The sequence below is a fragment of the Bradyrhizobium sp. LTSP885 genome, assembly GCF_000938305.1.
Lineage (GTDB): Bacteria > Pseudomonadota > Alphaproteobacteria > Rhizobiales > Xanthobacteraceae > Bradyrhizobium.
Map to the genome: position 1 here is coordinate 1 of NZ_JYMT01000021.1, position 13,463 is coordinate 13,463.

General features: G+C 64.1%; 15 protein-coding genes and 1 tRNA gene. 8 read left to right on the plus strand and 8 right to left on the minus strand.

What is annotated here, in order from left to right; translation table 11 throughout:
- The coding region (locus UP09_RS13860) for an N-formylglutamate amidohydrolase (protein ID WP_044539147.1) at window positions 1–875 on the minus strand (875 nt) is incomplete at its 3' end.
- A gap of 303 nt (window positions 876–1,178) precedes the next feature.
- Between UP09_RS13860 and cpdR the strand changes: the two genes are divergently transcribed.
- From cpdR to UP09_RS13880, 4 genes are all read left to right on the plus strand, one after another.
- The gene (gene cpdR / locus UP09_RS13865) at window positions 1,179–1,538 is read left to right on the plus strand and encodes a cell cycle two-component system response regulator CpdR (RefSeq protein ID WP_044539148.1); all 360 of its coding nucleotides are present in this window, start codon (window positions 1,179–1,181) and stop codon (window positions 1,536–1,538) included.
- Between the two features lie 81 nt (window positions 1,539–1,619).
- Window positions 1,620–1,694: transfer RNA gene (locus tag UP09_RS13870), tRNA-Val, on the plus strand.
- Window positions 1,695–2,187: 493 nt separating this feature from the next.
- Window positions 2,188–2,658, plus strand: a complete 471-nt coding sequence (locus UP09_RS13875) for a hypothetical protein (protein ID WP_044538766.1) — start codon at window positions 2,188–2,190, stop codon at window positions 2,656–2,658.
- Between the two features lie 305 nt (window positions 2,659–2,963).
- A complete protein-coding gene (locus UP09_RS13880) occupies window positions 2,964–4,028 on the plus strand; it encodes a ketopantoate reductase family protein (protein ID WP_044538767.1) in 1,065 nt (354 codons plus the stop codon).
- Window positions 4,029–4,061: 33 nt separating this feature from the next.
- Here UP09_RS13880 and UP09_RS13885 read toward each other — a convergent pair whose 3' ends face one another.
- Entirely contained in the window at window positions 4,062–5,465 is a 1,404-nt protein-coding gene (locus tag UP09_RS13885; protein ID WP_052833085.1) for a serine hydrolase domain-containing protein, read from the minus strand.
- Between the two features lie 168 nt (window positions 5,466–5,633).
- Between UP09_RS13885 and UP09_RS38335 the strand changes: the two genes are divergently transcribed.
- Window positions 5,634–5,828 carry a hypothetical protein gene (locus UP09_RS38335; protein ID WP_044538768.1) on the plus strand — a complete coding sequence of 65 codons (195 nt, stop codon included), beginning with the start codon at window positions 5,634–5,636 and terminating at the stop codon, window positions 5,826–5,828.
- A 72-nt stretch (window positions 5,829–5,900) separates the two neighbouring features.
- Here UP09_RS38335 and UP09_RS13895 read toward each other — a convergent pair whose 3' ends face one another.
- The 4 genes from UP09_RS13895 to UP09_RS13910 form a co-directional block, all read right to left on the minus strand.
- A complete protein-coding gene (locus tag UP09_RS13895; protein WP_044538769.1) occupies window positions 5,901–6,320 on the minus strand; it encodes an HNH endonuclease in 420 nt (139 codons plus the stop codon).
- Window positions 6,321–6,437: 117 nt separating this feature from the next.
- Complete coding sequence (locus UP09_RS13900; RefSeq protein WP_044538770.1) at window positions 6,438–6,983, minus strand: DUF5625 family protein; 546 nt, start codon at window positions 6,981–6,983, stop codon at window positions 6,438–6,440.
- A gap of 205 nt (window positions 6,984–7,188) precedes the next feature.
- Window positions 7,189–7,719 carry a chromate transporter gene (locus UP09_RS13905; RefSeq protein WP_044538771.1) on the minus strand — a complete coding sequence of 177 codons (531 nt, stop codon included), beginning with the start codon at window positions 7,717–7,719 and terminating at the stop codon, window positions 7,189–7,191.
- A complete protein-coding gene (locus UP09_RS13910) occupies window positions 7,716–8,282 on the minus strand; it encodes a chromate transporter (protein ID WP_044538772.1) in 567 nt (188 codons plus the stop codon). The genes UP09_RS13905 and UP09_RS13910 overlap by 4 nt, the downstream gene beginning before the upstream one ends.
- Window positions 8,283–8,394: 112 nt before the next feature.
- On the opposite strand from UP09_RS13910, the gene UP09_RS13915 reads away from it, so the two are divergent.
- Window positions 8,395–9,312 (plus strand): LysR family transcriptional regulator, encoded by a 918-nt coding sequence (locus UP09_RS13915; RefSeq protein WP_044539150.1) that lies wholly within the window; start codon window positions 8,395–8,397, stop codon window positions 9,310–9,312.
- Window positions 9,313–9,331: 19 nt separating this feature from the next.
- On the opposite strand, the gene hydA is transcribed toward UP09_RS13915, so the two are convergent.
- The gene (hydA, locus tag UP09_RS13920; protein WP_044538773.1) at window positions 9,332–10,786 is read right to left on the minus strand and encodes a dihydropyrimidinase; all 1,455 of its coding nucleotides are present in this window, start codon (window positions 10,784–10,786) and stop codon (window positions 9,332–9,334) included.
- A 259-nt stretch (window positions 10,787–11,045) separates the two neighbouring features.
- On the opposite strand from hydA, the gene UP09_RS13925 reads away from it, so the two are divergent.
- A complete protein-coding gene (locus UP09_RS13925; RefSeq protein ID WP_044539151.1) occupies window positions 11,046–11,594 on the plus strand; it encodes a carboxymuconolactone decarboxylase family protein in 549 nt (182 codons plus the stop codon).
- 66 nt (window positions 11,595–11,660) lie between these two features.
- Here UP09_RS13925 and UP09_RS13930 read toward each other — a convergent pair whose 3' ends face one another.
- The gene (locus UP09_RS13930; RefSeq protein ID WP_044538774.1) at window positions 11,661–12,653 is read right to left on the minus strand and encodes a GlxA family transcriptional regulator; all 993 of its coding nucleotides are present in this window, start codon (window positions 12,651–12,653) and stop codon (window positions 11,661–11,663) included.
- Window positions 12,654–12,709: 56 nt separating this feature from the next.
- Here UP09_RS13930 and UP09_RS13935 point away from each other — a divergent pair, with 56 nt between their 5' ends.
- On the plus strand, window positions 12,710–13,420 hold the full coding sequence (locus UP09_RS13935) for a DJ-1/PfpI family protein (RefSeq protein ID WP_044538775.1): 711 nt from the start codon (window positions 12,710–12,712) through the stop codon (window positions 13,418–13,420).
- Window positions 13,421–13,463: the final 43 nt, after the last annotated feature.

Below are 13,463 nucleotides of genomic sequence, written 5' to 3' on the forward strand. Positions count from 1 at the left end.
GCCTGGAACGGGCCGAGATCGCTGAGCGGCAGATCGGCGAGCGCATCGGCCAGCGCTGCGAAATCGGCGGCTACCTGGGCGAAGCGCGGGCCGCGCTCGCGGCGGCGCTCATCCATATAGACCGCGCGGTTGAGCTCGATCTGGACCGTATGCAGGCCGCTCGCCGGATTGCCGTAGTGCTCGGTGATGAAGCCGCCGGCATAGGGCTTGTTGCGGCCGATCGAATAACCGAGCGAACTCATGGTCTCCTCGACGAGATCGGGCAGCAGCGGCGCGCAGCTCGTGCCGTAGCGGTCGCCGATCACGATGTCGGGCCGTCGCGGCTCGTCGCGCGACACGCCGATCGAGGGCATCGAATGGCAGTCGATCAGGATCACCGTGCCGAACGCCTGGTGGGCCTTGTTGATCAGCCGGCGCAGCGCACGGTGATAAGGCTTGTAGAGCACCTCGATCCGGTTCAGCGCCTCGTCGACGTCGAGCCGCTCGCGATAGATCTCCTGGCCGTCGCCGACCACGCGCGGGATGGTGCCGAGGCCGCCGGCCACCCGCATCGAGCGCGTGTTGGCAAAGCTCGGCAGCCGTCCGGTGAACATGCGCGGGTCGAGCTCGTAGGGCTCGCGATTCACGTCGACATAGGAACGCGGAAAATTGACCCGCACCGTCGGGAAGCCGCGGTCGCTCAAGTCCGCGATCAACTCGTCCATGAAGGAATCTTCGGAGCGATGCAGCGCAGCAAGATCGATCCGCGAGGCGTTCAGGAAATCGGCCGGGTAGACCGAGCCGGAATGCGGGGAATTGAAGATCACCGGCGCGCGCCAGGTCTGCGGCTCGACGATCTCGAACGGGGGCGACAACTCGCCGGCAAATTCGGTCATTCCCTTGGCGCCGTCCCTTGTGTCCGTCATATCCGGAAAAATTGGTTCTGCCGGAAAAGCGGAGATTTATGGGGGCTTATTGTCGGTAATCGCGGCCATTCTGCCAAGTGAAAAGAGTGTGGTGCCTGCTGGAACGCGTCTTAAGAACAGGAAACCGCAACCTGGTTGATTCGATGCGTGGTTCGGTCCACAAATAGATCGCGCTCGCCGCCGCGGTCCGGGCCAAACTTCACCCGAAATTTACCGACTGTCGGGCTTAGTGTTTTGACCGATATCCTCCAGCCGGATTCGACGATCCCTATCATGCCGAAAATCCTTCTCGCCGAAGACGACAACGATATGCGCCGTTTCCTGGTCAAGGCGCTGGAAAACGCCGGATTCAAGGTTTCACCGCACGACAACGGCATGTCGGCCTATCAGCGGCTTCGCGAGGAGCCGTTCGAGATGCTGCTCACCGACATCGTGATGCCTGAGATGGACGGCATCGAGCTGGCGCGCCGCGCCTCGGAACTCGACCCCGACATCAAGATCATGTTCATCACCGGCTTTGCGGCCGTGGCCCTGAATTCCGATTCGGAGGCGCCCAAAAACGCCAAAGTGCTGGCCAAGCCGGTTCACCTCCGCGAATTGGTCAGCGAAGTGAACAAGATGCTGGCGGCCTGATTCGGGCCAATTTTCCGGACTTTGCGTCCTTGCCTGCCCCGCCGGGGTCCGTTATAGGGACCCGACCCAATACGACAATTCGGGCGCGTAGCTCAGCGGGAGAGCACTACCTTGACATGGTAGGGGTCACAGGTTCGATCCCTGTCGCGCCCACCATCCTTCGCTCGCGCAGCGCGCGAAGGATGCCACGCCGAAGCCCAACGGGCGCAGGCGGGCTTGCTGCCGCGAGCTACGGCTCGGCAAGCCACGCTTCTGTTCCACAGTTCGCATTCTCGATTCCGTCATCCCCGCACAACGGCTACGCCGTTGTCGCTGGAGGAGCGCGTAGTGCGTCTCGAAGGATATACGCCCCGGCTTGCGGCTGTCGTGCTTCGCACGCGACTTCGCCGTCCGCGTCATTCGCACTCGTCTGTTGCGCAATCAGCGTCCACCGCATCCCACCGCGCGTTCGTGACGTGCGCTCGCCCCTCAATCGGGTGGGATGGGCATATCTATACACTGATTTTCACTTCCTATAAACCGAAATATCTTTATCGTGAGGGCTTGCCGCGTCGGGCAAATCGATGATCCGCGATCTCGACAATTGGCGCGCCTGCGGCATTGTGGTGCGTGGCAAGGACCGCCCGCGGCTTCTCAGGGATCGAGAAGCGTGGAAGAAGGAGAAACCGCCGTGCTCGATCATATTCTCAGGTTCATGACACTTGGGACCATCCTCGTCGGCGTCATTGCGATCTACACGGCGCTGCACACCAACAACCGGCGTCTGGGTGCCGACATCTTCCTCAGATACTCCGACCGCGTTTCCGATCTGCGGCGCAGCCTGCCGATGACTGCATTCTTCGACGGGAGCGCTTCTGCCAATCTGGAGATGACGCCGGAAGAGCGCCGAATTGTGCATGAAGTCATCTACTCGATCTTCGAACTCTATGAGCTCAAAGTGCATGGCTTCATTCCGCCGGCGATCTGGAAGATCAGGGAGCCCGACATTGAACGCGTGTTGTCCCTTCCGGTCTTCCAGCAGGAATTGGCAGCCTTGCAAGGCAGATTCACGAAACATCCACGTTTTGCGGCATGGGTAGACCAAATCGGGCGAAGCGGGACACAGGCAAGCCTGGGATAGAAGGTTGGAGCGGGCCATTCGGCGAAGTGTAGCAGCGGCCCGAGGGCCTGCGTCGTCGCGGTTTCCGAAAGATTTCACCGATCGGGTGATTTGAGTCCCGAATATTGAGTCCGGATCGAGATTGGCGCCCAGGCAGCGCAATTGTCGTGTCCTTCACTTTGCGCTGGACACCGGCGTGCCTTGCGGTAAGTGGTCGCTCCCGTGGTATACCAGACTTGGCTCGGTGGTCCGCTCACGCAGACCCTGTCGGCCAGGCATGGTGCAGCCGTTGAAGAACCTTCCCCATCGTCTTTGAAAGAGAGAGCATGGCGCGCAACATTCTGATCCTTGGTGCCTCGTACGGCTCCTTGCTGGGGACCAAGCTTTTGATGGCGGGGCACAACGTGTCCCTGGTCTGCCGGAAGAACACGGCGGAGCTGATCAACCGCGAGGGCACCGAAGTCCGCATCAAGCTGCGCGACGAAAAGCAACACCGCTCGATCTTCTCGCGCGACCTGCCGGGCAAGCTCGACGCCGTGACGCCTGCCGACGTCGATGTGTCGCGTTACGACATGGTCGGTCTTGCGATGCAGGAGCCGCAATACACCAACCACACGGTTCGTGTCCTGATGATCAAGATCGCGGCGGCGAAGCTGCCTTGCCTGTCGATCATGAACATGCCGCCGCTGCCCTATCTCAAGCGGATCCCCGCGCTTGCCGACATGGATCTGGAGGAGGCCTACACCAACGCGCAGGTGTGGGAGCGCTTCGAGCCGGGCCTGGTGACGCTCTGCTCGCCCGACCCGCAGGCCTTCCGTCCGCCGGACGAGAAGGCCAACGCGCTGCATGTCGGCCTGCCGACAAACTTCAAGGCCTCCACCTTTGCCGACGACAAGCACAACAAAGTCCTGCGCGAGTTGGAAGCCGACATCGACGCGGTGACGCTGGATGGCCAGGACGTTCCGGTGAAGCTGAAAGTGTTCTCTTCGCTGTTTGTCCCGCTGGCGAAATGGTCGATGCTGCTGACCGGCAACTACCGCTGCATCACGCCGTCGGAACCGCAATCGATCCGCGACGCCGTGCATGGCGACCTGAAACTCTCGCAATCGATCTACGACCATGTCGACACGATCGCGCGCCGTCTCGGCGCCGATCCTGCGGATCAGGTCCCGTTCCCGAAATACGCCAAAGCGGCGGAAAGCCTGCTCAAGCCGTCCTCGGCGGCCCGCGCGGTGGCCGCCGGCGCGCCGTTCATCGAGCGGGTCGATCTCCTGGTGAAGCTGATCTCGCATCAGCTCGGCACGCCGAGCACCGAGATCGACCGCACGGTCGAGATCGTCGATCAGAAGCTGAGCGAGAAGATCGTGCAGGGTGGATCGGGCGGGGAGTGAAGAACTCCACGGTTAAGCGCGCCGCCCGGAGCCTCAGTCGGCGCGCGTGAACGTTTCCGTCTTGCTGCCGGTGACGATTGTCAGTTCGGACGGTCTGGCCGGATCCGTGCCGGCAAACCGCAATCGCAGGTTCATGGCTGTCGCGAAGAATTCCCCGGCGGACGTGGGATACAGCGGCAGCGGTTGTTGAGGCGGGAACGTGACGAGAAGCCGCTTGCCGTCCTGCGTCACGCGTATTGTTTCGTTCGCGCTCCCATAAGAGCCGGCGTAGGCAATGTCAGGCGCGATGTCGCCGATCTCAGGCACGTCCTTGAGCGCGGGCCAGCCATATTCACGCGCCACCGCAGCCGTGATCTCGCCGCGTAACATCCAGCCTTGATGGGAGTTCACCATCACGACGACGCCTTTGCCTGTCGCCGGCAGCATCAGCATCGTGGCGACGTAGCCATGGTTCCAGCCCTCGTGAAAAAACCGGAAGGTTTCTTCCCTGCCTGCGCAGAACCAGCCAAGCCCCACGAAATCCTGTCCGACCTCCTGGTTCGCCAGCTGAGGACGAAGCATGCTGCCCACCGTCTCCGATGCAAGTCCGATTTTGGACGGCTTGCCTCGCAGCGCCCGCATGACGTCAGCGCCGAGCCGTGCAAGATCGGTCGCGCTGCTCCAGAGGCCGGCCGCGGCCATTTCGGGATAGACGTGATAGCCGCCTGACGTCTCGATGCCGTTCAAGGGATGGCCGCGGGCGACCCGCCCGGCGAAAGCGGACGGCACAGGCTGCTCGTAGCTGCTGTCCACCATCCCGACCGGATCCAGCACGAGCTCTCGCATGATCTCGGGAAGCGGCTTTCCCGTCACGTCGACGATCGCCTGCTGGGCAATCGTCGTGCCGCCGCCGGAGTAGCGGAACTGCGTGCCAGGAAGCACGTCCACAACGATCGGTTGGGTGTTCGCGGGCGGGGCGCCGTGCAGGACGTCAGGCACCGTGGGCCATGGTCCCGAGGCCGGATAACCCGGAAATCCGTGCACGGTGGTGCCGGCGGAGTGACTCAACAGCTGACGCAGCGAGACGCGTGGCTGCCATCCGTCGTTGGCGGGCACGCGCCATGATGCGAGGTACTCGTTGACGTCGGCGTCGAGATCGATGGTCCCGGTCTCGGCGAGCTTCATCACCGCGAGCGCGAACACCGGCTTGCTGATCGAACCGCACTGGAAAGGCGTATGCGCTGTTGCGGGCGCGGCCCCTGCGGCAAGCGTGCCGAAGCCGCGTGCCCACGCCACCTCGAAATCGTCGATCACGCCGACGCTGACTGCCGGCGTGCTGGTCTGCGCCATTCGTTGATCGACCGGACAAGGCGAACCAACCCGGCCCGGAATGGATGTCTCCTCGCGCAGATCGGACATCACGCGCCGGATACGGTCTTCCAGATCCGATGACGACATGTGGTTCGCTTTCACAAAGTGCGCCGCAACTTTGCTGCAACGCGCAGGGCTGTTCAAGGCCGGCATGCACCCGCGAGACGCAAAAGCGCGGATTTTGGCCGTCGAACGCATAGCTGTCCGCATGCAGGTCATGTAGGCTCGCGCAGATTGTGGTTGGGAGTGACGACCATGCCAATCAAGCCGCTTCCCCCGATAGCCATCCACTGGGACATGGAGCGCGCACGCGACATCATGCGCGCATGGAAACCGCTCGACCTGCTGTCCCCCGACGACGCGGAGATTGTCGCAAAAGCGATCGCCGAAGGCATTGCGCGCGGACGCCGGCACGGAATCGAGATGGGGCAGGGCCACGTCGCCGCGTAAGTTACGCGCGCGGTAGTGGCTGTTCATGTGAGGTGAGCCCGCTGTTCAGGCTCCCTCCCGCCGGTGGCTCCCTCACGTGGAGAGCGGGAGAGCCGGTGCCGCGTCGTGCGAATTCTCTTCCTTCACATCCGCATCGCGTTGCGGAAAAACCTGCGCGACAATTTCGGCCGTGAGCATCTTGAGCTTTCGTTGACCCATCTTCGGCGCGATGGCGAGCTCGGCGAGGCGCTGTTCGATGTGCGGCCACTGCTTGGTCTCGCGGGGGTCGGTGTCGTTCTTGGCGAGATTGCAGGGGTAGCAGGCCAGCACGCGGTTGCCGCGCGAATTAAGGCCGCCCTTCCCGAGCGGAATGAAATGGTCGACGCTTGCCCGGATCTTGCCGTCGACATGCTTGACCTTGGGCAGCCCCACACCGCAATAGGCACATCTTCCGCCCCAATCGACATAGCAGCGCTTGTAGACCAGTCCGTTGGTTTGCACCGACCTTGCCATCGTCCCCGTGCTCTCCCACCTCGCCACTTGATATACCGAGTCGGCGTTGGAGACGAGACCCGCCCGTGCCTTAAGGATGCTTTCGCGTTTCCGTCGGCCGGAAAACGCACCGCGGCGTCAGTTCGCATCACCGCTGACGAGACTGATCTCGGTCTTGATGTCGCCGAAGGCGATCTGTGGCTGCAGATTGGTGACCTCGATACGATAGCTGCCCCTGTTGATATCCAATCGGCCAATCGTCCTGTGTTTGTCGTTTCGCGCGTGAGCCGCATGACACAGCGAGTGGAAGGTCCGTTCGACCACGGAAGCTCCTTCGGGCTCGCTGCGCACGACAACTCTGAACGGAATCGGGAGGCCCAGCCCGGAACGTTCATGGTCCGGGATGGCGTCATACTGGATATCACTGTCGCAATAGTCGCTGGTGCGGCCGTCACCAACGAGCCGGTCCTTGATGCGGCTCTCCGTGGAGGGAAACACGAACCTCAGGTTCAACAGATATGATGTGTCGACCGGGGCGTGGAATTCCCTGCTCAGGATCAAGCCGGGGTCGCGCAGTGAAACTTCGGTCGCCGGGATCAGCGGCGCAAACGCACAGAACCCGGTGATCCACATCGCGAGCCCGATGATTTCCTTGTGGCAGAGGCTGTAGGCGATTGGTCCCATCTGGTCTCTTCGGTCAAATGCGAAAGTCGGCACGTCCGAGTCGATGCCGGACAGGATTGCGGAACCTCAAGCGTTTCCGCCGCATCTGGTGATGCCAACCTAAGGCGTCGTTCGAAGATATTCGACGGCTGATATCCGTGTTGGGTCAAATGGCCACATGCGCGGATGAGCGCGGGGCGCGTACGCGCGCCGGCTGATGCTGCCGTTAAGGCTGGCCGAGGCCGGTGAGGCCGATCGCCGCGCCGGCGGCGAGCGCGAGCAGCGGATGGATGCGGGTCGTGGTCGTGACGATAGCCACCAGCGCTGCGATCAGCATGAGGCTCCAACTCGCGGCCGAAGCGTGGGTGATGACGATGGCGCTGGCCGTGACCAGGCCGGCCGTAACAGGAACGAGCCCGGCCTGAACCTTGCGTCGCCACGGCCGGTCCTTGAAGCGCTCCCAGAGCTTCAGCGCGAAACCGGTCACGAGTGAGGATGGGCCGAACTTCGCAAGCGACGTCACCAGCACGCCGTTGAGGCCGGCGACATGCCAGCCGACCAGCGGCACGACCATCATGTTCGGCCCGGGCGCGGCCTGCGCGAGTGCGAACAGCGCGCCGAACTCGCGCGCCGTCATCCAGTGATTGATATCGACGACCTGACGCTGCATCTCCGGCAGGATGGTGTTGCCGCCGCCGAAGGCGAGCAGCGAGAGCTCGGCGAAGATCAGCGCCAGCGTGACGAGGACCCCGCTCATGGCGTGAGCCTCGCTTTCAGCAGGATGCTGAGCGGCGCCAGCGTCAGGAGGGTCGGCAGCAGCGGCAACCGGAAGATCGCGATTGCCAGCACGCAGAGCGCGCCGATCAACAGGCCCACCGCGTCCCGCCGCAGTGGCCAGGCGATCTTGATCGCCGTGGAGATGAGCAACCCCGCGGCGGCGGCGGCCAGCCCGCCGAACAAATGACGGACCGTCGGCTCGTTCGCGTAGCGGTCATAGACCACGCCAAGGGCGATGACGACGGCCGTCGGCGCAGCGACCAGGCCGACGATTGCCGCAAGCGCGCCGGCAATGCCGCGAAACTTCAGCCCGACCGCCACCGACATGTTGATGATGTTGCCGCCAGGCAGGAACTGGCAGAGCCCGAGCAGGTCGGTGAACTCGGCGCCGCTCAGCCAGCCGCGCTTCTCCACCATCATCCGCCGCGCCAGCGGCAGCACGCCGCCGAAGCCGGTCAGTCCGAGAATGAAGAAGCCGGTGAACAACTCGCCGACACCGGGCGTGTCCTGCTTGATCTCGACTGTGGCGGGTGCGGCGTCCATCGGCAGATCGGCTCGGTATGAATCGTTGTCGACGCAAACGTAGTTTGCGGCGCCCCAAATTTCAAATATATGGAAATGGCAAAATGCATATCTATTGGATATGGATCGACAGATGATCGAGTTGCGTCACCTTCGCTATGCCGTCGCCGTGGCCGAGGAAGGCCATATCACCCGCGCCGCTGCAGGGCTCGGCATCCAGCAGCCGCCGCTGAGCCAGCAGATCCGCGCGCTGGAGACGGCGATCGGCGCGCCGCTGTTTCGCCGGCAGCCACGCGGGGTCGAGCTGACAGCTGCCGGCCGCGCATTCGTGGACAGAGCGCGGCTGATCCTGCGCGACGTTGACCTTGCGGTGGAGGCGGCGCGCCGCACGAGCCGCGGCGAGGAAGGCCAGCTCGCGATCGGCTTCACCAGTTCGGCCGCGTTCCATCCCTTTGTCACCGGTGTGATGCGCGAAATGCGCGAGCGCGCGCCGGCGATCACGTTGTCGTTTGAAGAGGCCTCTACAGGAGAACTGATCGAAGCCGTCGAGGCCGATCGTCTCGACGCGGCGTTCGTGCGCTCGCCGAGCGAGCGGCTCGAGGGCCTCACGATCACCCACCTGCTGGACGAGGAAATGCTGGTCGCGGTTCCCGACCACCATCCGCGCGCCCGGAAGGATACGCGTCGCCGGATTTCGCTGGCTGCGCTCGCCGACGAGCCGCTGATCCTCTATCGCCGCCCGACCGGACCGGGCCTCTATGACAGCATCATCGCCGCCTGCCGCGCGGCGGGCTTCAGCCCGAAGGTGGCGCAGGAGGCGACGCGGATGGTCTCGACGCTGAGTCTCGTCGCAGCGGGGCTTGGGATTTCGATCGTTCCGGAATCGATGGCGCGGCTCGAGACCACAGGCGTCGCCTATCTCCGTCTCGACCGTGCCGCGGGCCTCGTCGCCCCGCTGGCGCTGGCGCGCAAGAAAGGACCCGCGAGCGGAACGCTGGGCCGCCTGCTCGGGATCGTCTCGCGGCGGGTGAAGGATCGCGCGGGCGCCTAGGCGCACGCGATGCGGGTTGTCAGGGTGTGACAGGGCCGCGTGGAACGGCACGCGGCGCGGTCAATTCCTTCCACGTCGAATTCGCGACATGGACCGGCGGGAAGGCGGGCCGCTCGATGTAGCGGCCACTGCCCTTCTCGGCGCGCAGGTCGCCGTCCTTCCAGACAATCCTGCCGCGTGACAGCGTGATCGCCGGCGCGCCGGTGCAGGTAAAGCCTTCGAACACGTTGTAATCGATCCGGCTGAATTGCGTCTTGGCGCGGATCGCCTTGGTTGCCGCGGGATCCCACACCACGAGATCGGCGTCGGAGCTGACGGCGACGGCACCCTTGCGCGGATAGATATTGAGGATGCGGGCGATGTTGGCCGAGGTCACCGCGACGAACTCTTCCTTTGTCAGCCGTCCGGTGCCGACGCCTGCGGTCCAGAGCAGCGGCATGCGGTCTTCCAGGCCGCCGGTGCCGTTCGGGATCTTGCGGAAATCGTCAAGCCCGAACCGCTTCTGCTCGGTGGTGAAGGCGCAATGGTCGGTCGCGACGACCTGCAGCGATCCCGCTTGCAGGCCGGCCCACAGGCTGTCCTGATGCGCCTTGTTGCGGAACGGCGGCGACATCACGCGCTGCGCCGAATGATTCCAATCCTTGCTCTCATATTCGCGCTCATCCAGCAGCAGATGCTGGATCAGCGGCTCGCCATAGACGCGCTTGCCCGCCGCGCGCGCCCGCGCGATCGCCTCATGCGATTCGCGGCAACTGGTGTGCACGACATAGAGCGGCGTGCCGGTCATGTCGGCGATCATGATGGCGCGGTTGGTGGCCTCGCCCTCGACCTCCGGCGGCCGCGAATAGGCGTGGCCCTCGGGCCCGGTGACGCCGCGCGCCATCATCGCCTCCTGCATGTGCGCGACGATGTCACCGTTCTCGGCATGCACCAGCGGCATCGCGCCGAGGCCGGCGCAGCGGGCGAACGAGTTGTAGAGCTCGTCATCGTTCACCATCAGCGCGCCCTTATAGGCCATGAAGTGCTTGAAGGTGTTGATGCCGTAGGTCTTGACGACGGTCTCCATCTCGTCGTGGATCTGCTTGGACCAAGACGTGATCGCCATGTGGAAGCCGTAGTCGGCGGCCGCCCCTTCGGATTTGCGCCGCCAGTCCTGATAGGCCGCAAGCAGGGATTGGCCGGGATCGGGAAGGCAGTGGTCGACCACCATCGTGGTGCCGCCGGTCAGCGCCGCCTTGGTGCCGGATTCGAAATCATCAGCCGTGACGGTGCCCATGAAGGGCATTTCGAGATGGGTGTGCGGATCGATGCCGCCCGGCATCACATAGCAGCCGCCGGCATCGATGATCGCGGTATCAGCGGGCGCATCGATCGCGCTGGCGATTGCGGCAATGGTTTCGCCGTCGATCAGGACGTCGGCGCGGCGCGAGTGATCGTGATTGACGACGGTGCCGCCGCGGATGAGGAGGGGCATGATGTCTCCGGGGAACGGTTGCGCGACTGCGGGAGCGGGAGATCGCACTCAGCGTAAGCCGCGCGATTGCCCTGTGACAGGTGAAAATTTAGTCAGCGGATGAACCGTTCGTGAGCGCTCGATGCGTCCATCGGAACGTTCGCCGCCATTCGGGCCGTTGGCGGGGAAGGTGGGGCCTTTGGCGAAGCCTTCCTGCTGGGGGCGACTAGATAGCCGTCATCGAGCTCATCAACAAAAGGCAATTCCCATGACCGGCCCCATGACACGTTTTCCTGTCTACACGCTCGACTCCGCCCCTGAAGCCTCCAAATCTGCCCTGCGTGACGTGCAGGCGCGATTCGGGATGATTCCCAACCTCGCGGGCGCGATGGCGACATCGCCGGTGCTGATCCAGGCCTTCATCGGAATCTTCGACAAGGTTCATGGCGGCAACTTCACCGAGCAGCAGATCCAGACCGTGCTGCTCACTGATGCCGTCACCAATGGCTGCAACTGGGCGGTCGCGCTCCATTCTGCGCTCGGATTGCAGGCCGGCCTCAATGCAGCGGACGTCGAGGCGATGCGCTCCGGCCGTTCGCCATCGGACAAGGGGCTCGGCGCGCTCTCGACACTGGCGCGGACGCTGATCGAAAAGCGCGGGCGGCTCGACGATCAGGACATCGAATGCTTCGTGGCGGCGGGATTCGGCAAGGAACTGCTGCTCGAGGCGATCACCATCGTCGCGGCCTCGACCATCACCAACTACACCGGCAGCGTGACCAACCCACCTCTGGAGGCGGCGTTGCAGGCGCACGCCTGGAACGGTTGAACTGCAGTCTCTCTCGCGCTTCACAACACGGCGGCCGCATGGCCGCCGTGTTGTTGTGGCCGATCGTCAGGTAAATCTCGCCCGGTAGTCTTGCGCCGTGGTCGCCAGCAATCGCACGAAGCTGCGGCGCATCGTCTCTTCGGACCCAAACCCGCAACGCTGCGAGATCCGCTTGATCGGCAGGCGCGTTTCCGACAGCAGATGTCGCGCGCCTTCGACCCGCAGCCGCTCGATCGCGCGCGCCGGTGTCAGCCCGGTCGATTCTGCGTAGTGCCGGCTGAAGCTGCGTTCGCTCATGCCGGCCTGTTTCGCCAGCGTCGGAAGCGAGAGGTCAGCGGCCAGATGGTCGCTGATCCAGTCATGCAGCGCGCTGAATCTATCGTCGGTTGCCTGCAACGACAATATCTCGCTGAATTGGGCCTGCCCGCCCGGCCGCTTGAGGAAGACGACCAGATAGCGGGCGACGGCGAGCGCTGTCGCGCGGCCGAGATCCTCCTCCACCAATGCCAGCGCGAGATCGATGCCGGACGTCACCCCGGCCGAGGTCCAGAACGAGCCATCGCGCACGAAGATCGGATCGGACTCGACGCGGACGGCAGGAAAACGCCGGGCCAGTTCCGCGCAAAATCCCCAGTGAGTGACTGCGCGCCGGCCGTCGAGGACACCGGATGCGGCGAGCAGGAACGCGCCGGTGCAGACCGATGCCGTGCGGCGGGCCCGCCCGGCGCGCTTGCGGACCCAGTCGACCAGCACCGCATCATCAGCCGCGGCATTGACGCCGTCGCCGCCGGGGACCACCAGCGTATCGACGGCTGCATCGACGGAAGGAAGTGGATGCACCGCGAGTCCGACGCCGGCCGATGCTTCGACCGAGGGACCGTCCTTGGCGACAATGCGGACCGTATAGGGCTCCGCGTGACCGGCTTTCGACGTCAGCGCGTTGGCGGACGCGAACACCTGCAGCGGGCCGGTGACATCGAGCAATTGCACCGCCGGGTAGGCGAGCACTTCGACCAGTCGGCTCCCGTTTGGCCGAGAACGAGGGGATTTTGGCGTCATTGCGCGAACGTGGCGCGGTAGCCTCGCATTGTCCAGCGTGGAACAGGAAGACAACAATGATTCCTCATGATGTTCATCTCCAGATCGGATCGCTGCTGTTCGAAGCGGTCGATCAGATCGATCTGACCGGCCCTTTCGAGGTGCTGTCGCGGATTCCGAACTCGACCTGTCGCATCTACGGCAGGACCGCTGGCGCGGTTCGCGACGTGAAGGGATTGCGGTTGACGCCGGATGCTTTGCTGGCTGATGCGCCGCCGCTCGATGTCCTGCATGTGCCGGGCGGATTCGGCCAGGAGGCGCTGATGGAGGACGCGGAGGTGCTCGGCTGGATTCGCCAGCAGGCGGCAGGCGGCTGCCGCATCTTTTCGGTATGCACGGGTGCGCTGCTGTGCGGCGCGGCCGGCCTTTTGAAGGGACGCAGGGCGACCACCCATTGGGCGTCGTTCCATTTGCTGCCGTTCTTCGGCGCGATACCCGTCAACGAACGCGTGGTGGTGGATGGCAGCTATATCTTCGCCGCCGGTGTCACCGCCGGGATCGACGGCGCGTTGCGACTCGCTGCCGAACTGCGCGGCGACGATGCGGCGCGGGCGATCCAGCTGTACATGGCCTATGCGCCGGAGCCGCCCTTCAACAGCGGCACACCTGAGACGGCGCCGCCTGCGATCCTTCAACAGGCCCGGCAGGCGGTGCACGCGATTACGGCGCAACGCGAGCAAACCGCCCGCCGCATTGCTGCGAGGATGGGCATCGTTGTTCAGGTGTAGCGGAGCCAGCAGACCGGCCGCAGATTCCGGCGATGGCGTGGAC